The following is a 3761-nucleotide window of genomic DNA, read 5'->3' as shown; positions in this document are numbered from 1 at the left end:
TGTCTCCCCGGCGAAATACTTGGCCGCCTTACGCAGAATGTCGCGCTCGGTGGTCAGTTTCCGCTCGCTGGCCTCCAGCTGACGCACCTGCTCCTCCAGCTCCCGGATACGCTCAGCAGCGTCATCGGCACCGACCGGCATCGGGTCCCGAGCAGCAGACCGGGCTGCAGACCGGGCTGCAGAGGGCACGCCGCCGTTCCTCTCACGCGCCCGCAGCACCCACGCACGCAGGCTGCCCCGGCCCACGCCCAGGTCGGCGGCGATGCCTTTGTAGGTCGCCCCCTCGCTGGACTCGTACAAGGCCACAGCATCGGCCTTGAACTCGTCTGAGTAGTCCTTCAACGCCATCGGCGGTATCTCGCTTCCTCCGGATCAAGCAAGATCCAGTATCAGCGTGTCCACCAAACGGGGGGAGGCCTCACCCGCCGAGTCCGGGGCCGTCACCACGGTCGGCCACGGCGACGCCTGGGCGGAGTACCGGGCCGTCGGTGCCGCCATGCTCGGTGCCGCCCCGGCCGACCGTGTCGTGGGAATCGATCCTCTAGCGTCAGGTGAGCTGGGTCAGGCGATCGGTCCCTGGTATGCCATCCAGAAGTCGACAGCTGCCGCCCGCGGATGCGGTATGACCGCGGTGTCGTCACCGAACTGCATCACCCGGCCGGGCGCCTGTTCCACGGTGGGCCAGCCGGGCAGACCCGGCGCGTTCGGGTCCCCATGGCGTACGAAACCGATCCAGTACGCGCTCATGGCGTCGCGCAGCCGGTAGTCCGCCGGCTCGTAGTCCGGACTGCCGCCACGGCTCAGGTTGTCGTACGCGTACATTACCTCCGCCCCGTGATAGGCCCCAAACTTCTGGAGGCCGATTTCCGGCGGCACGCGTGTGAAGAAGTAGAGATAGGCCGCCGATTCGCCGGTCTGTGTCTGCAGCCGCGCCCAGCGGTGCATGCCGCGGGTCATGACGCGGTCGGTGTCGGCGCGCAGGCGTGATTGGAGCACCTGCTCCGGTGTACCGCCCGGATACAGGGCCAGGAATCTGTCGGCCTCTCGCCCGTATGTCTCCCGCACCCATTGCTCGTAGACGGTGACGTCCGTGTCAGGTGGGCTTACCAGGGCGAGCGAGGCCTCATCGGCGTTGCTGCCGACCAGGATGGGCACGTCAAGCTGTTCGCCCGCGGCATAGATCTCCGCGGGTGGCCGGGCCAGGACGTGCCCGTCGACCGACGGGCGCCAATGTGACCTGATCGCTTCAGCCGCCTTGACGACCCGCTCCACCGGCATCGCGCGCATCTGCTCGATCGTCGCCCCGCCCAATCGCTCGGCAAGACGCCGTCCGGCCTGCTCGGCCACGCCCCGGGTGTCGCTTTGGTCCCCATTGTCCGTGTCGCCGCTGGTGCCCATGCACGCGCCGCTGCCGGCGATGATGCCGTGCACCAGTCCCTCGGCCAGTGGCGTGGCGCCCAGAATGCATACGCTTTCGCCGCCGGCCGACTCTCCCGCGACCGTGATACGGCTGGGATCGCCGCCGAATTCCGCAATGTTTTCCCGGACCCACCGCAGTGCGGCCAGCTGGTCCATGATTCCGTAGTTGCCCGAGGCATTCAGCGTCGATTCCGCCGCGAGGTCGGGGTGGGACAGGAAGCCGAGCACACCCAGCCGGAAGTTCACGGTGACCGTGAGGATGTCCCCCCGGGCCGCGAGGGCCTCGCCGTCATAGAGCGGCAAGGCCCCGGAGCCGGTCGCGAAACCGCCGCCCGGGATGTAGACCAGGACAGGCCGGTTCGTGGCGGCGCTTTTGGTGCTTCGCCAGATGTTGAGAGAAAGACTGTCCTCACTGGTGGGATAGGGGTTGAGGAAGGTGTCCTCCAGCGGGATGTCCACGATCTGCGCGAGAGCCCGGCTGCGGAAGGAAGACGAGCTCTGCACCGGAACGGCGGAGAACCGGTCGGCGGTGAACACCCCGCTGCGCCGCAATGGGGGCTGCGGGGCGCGCCACCGCAGATCGCCGACCGGCGGCCGCGCGTACGGGATGCCGGCGAAGATCTCGACCGTTCGATCGTCATTGGAAACGCCCGTGACAGGACCTTCCCCGGTTTTGACCGCCGCGGTCCGCCGTGGTTCCTCGCCGCCGGCCGGGCGGGTCTGTGCTGGCGGGTAGGCGAGGACTGCCGTGGCGGCGACCAGAATTCCCGCCAGCAGCCACGCCCCGGCCTGAAGTACCAGCCGCTTCGGCCGCCACCACCGCGCGGTCAGGCCGAGCCCAGCCAACATGGCCGCGACCAGGGCCCATCCCCACCAGGGGCTGCGGTTTAACCAAAGCAGGCCGGAGGCGATCCCGGCCACCGGAATCAGCGGAAGCATGGGGGAAGTCAACGCCATGTTCCCGCCACATACTCAGCCGACGGTCGTCTCGGCTCATCCCAGGCTCGTGGGCGCTCGGCCTCGGCGAGCACGCGATGGGTCAGCGTGCGGACGGATGCCGAGATCTCCGGACTCAGGTACGTCAAAAGATCCTGCGACGGAACGCCATCCGGACCGACAATCAGGCCGGCCGCGTCGTCGAAGGCCGGATTGATGGCAGCGGCGACGATCGGCCCCGCGCTCTGCGACGCCGGCCGCATTCCCGCCTGGATCGCATCCCACAGGTGCCGCACCGCGGGCGGGAGAATCTGCGGGGTCATCGCCGCCGCGTTCGGCGTCGCGGCTGCGGCCGGACCGAGCGGATCTACGGAGAGCACCGTGATCCCGCTTCCCCTCAGCTCCTCGGCCAGATCCTGACTGTGTGCGAGCCGGGCGAGCTTGGCCCGGCCGCACACCGCCATGCCGTAATAATCCCCGGCCTGCTCGATCTCTTCGTAGTCCAACGGCCCATCGGCCGCCGCGACCGTGATCGACGACGACGTGACCTCGACGATCCGGCTGGGCGCACCCGCCCGCAACACACCGAGAAGTTCCCGGGTCAAAACGACCGGAGCGAGGTGGTTGACGGCCAAGCTCGCCTCGATCCCGTCGACCGTCTCCCACCGTGTCGACCACATGCCACCGACATTGTTCACCAGCAGGTGCAACGGCCCTTCCTGCGCGAGGCGTGCGCCCAGCTCCCGCGTCTGCCGCAACGAGGAAAGGTCGGCCTGGAGAAACCGAGCGCCCTCCCCGATCAGGCCGGCCGCCTCCTGGCCACGGCCGGCGTCCCGGCCGACCACGGTCACGGCGAAGCCTACTTCTGCCAGCTGACTCGCCACGTAGAAGCCGATGCCTCCCGTGCCGCCGGTGACCACCGCTTTTCTCACCACAATTCTCCTCCGATCCTGGTAACAAACCCCACCACAATGTGTGGTTTCGGCAGCGTCCCGTGCCTGCACGGGATGGGCCGGCCGGGTGTGTCCCGGCGTGGTGGGCGACCCGCACCAGGAGGCACCCTCGCTGCTCGCGCCCGCTTCAGTCGATGATCGCGGTGACTTCGGCCTCGATGAGGATGCCGGGCTCGAAAAGCACGTCCACCCCGATCAGCGCGGCCGGTGGCGTGGCGATGTCGAACTCGCGGGCCGCCTGCTCGATGCCCGCGTTGAAGGCGTCGTACATCTCTCTCTTCCAGCCCGCGGCGTACCACGTGACGCGGACGACGTCGGGAAACGTCGCTCCGGCCGCGTCCAGCGCTTTGGCGACGTTGCGGTAGACCTGGGTGACCTGCCCGGCGAGGTCGCCCGGTGCCACGAGTTCGCCGTTCTCGTTCCAGGCGACCTGTCCGGCGATGTGGACCTGCC

The 3761-nt window shown here is 68.6% G+C and carries 4 protein-coding genes; all 4 read right to left on the bottom strand.

Features of this window, described 5'->3' with window-relative positions; all coding sequences use genetic code 11:
* Nucleotides 1-348: transposase (locus ACSC1Q_RS42870; protein WP_436764493.1), on the bottom strand; the 348-nt coding region annotated here is incomplete at its 3' end.
* Between the two features lie 213 nt (nt 349-561).
* Nucleotides 562-2358 (bottom strand): carboxylesterase/lipase family protein, encoded by a 1797-nt coding sequence (locus ACSC1Q_RS42865; RefSeq protein ID WP_436764492.1) that lies wholly within the window; start codon nt 2356-2358, stop codon nt 562-564.
* Between the two features lie 8 nt (nt 2359-2366).
* Nucleotides 2367-3287, bottom strand: coding sequence for an SDR family NAD(P)-dependent oxidoreductase (locus ACSC1Q_RS42860; RefSeq protein WP_436764491.1), 921 nt, complete (start codon nt 3285-3287; stop codon nt 2367-2369).
* A gap of 148 nt (nt 3288-3435) precedes the next feature.
* On the bottom strand, nt 3436-3761 hold a 326-nt coding region (locus ACSC1Q_RS42855), incomplete at its 5' end, for a RidA family protein (protein WP_436764490.1).

Source organism: Streptosporangium heterodermiicola (assembly GCF_051390675.1).
GTDB lineage: Bacteria > Actinomycetota > Actinomycetes > Streptosporangiales > Streptosporangiaceae > Streptosporangium.
This window is presented reverse-complemented; position numbering and strand designations above follow the sequence as displayed.

Excerpts from the sequence above, each read along its gene's own strand:
- ACSC1Q_RS42865 (WP_436764492.1), bottom strand. The coding sequence starts at position 2,358 with ATGCTTCCGCTGATTCCGGTGGCCGGGATCGCCTCCGGCCTGCTTTGG.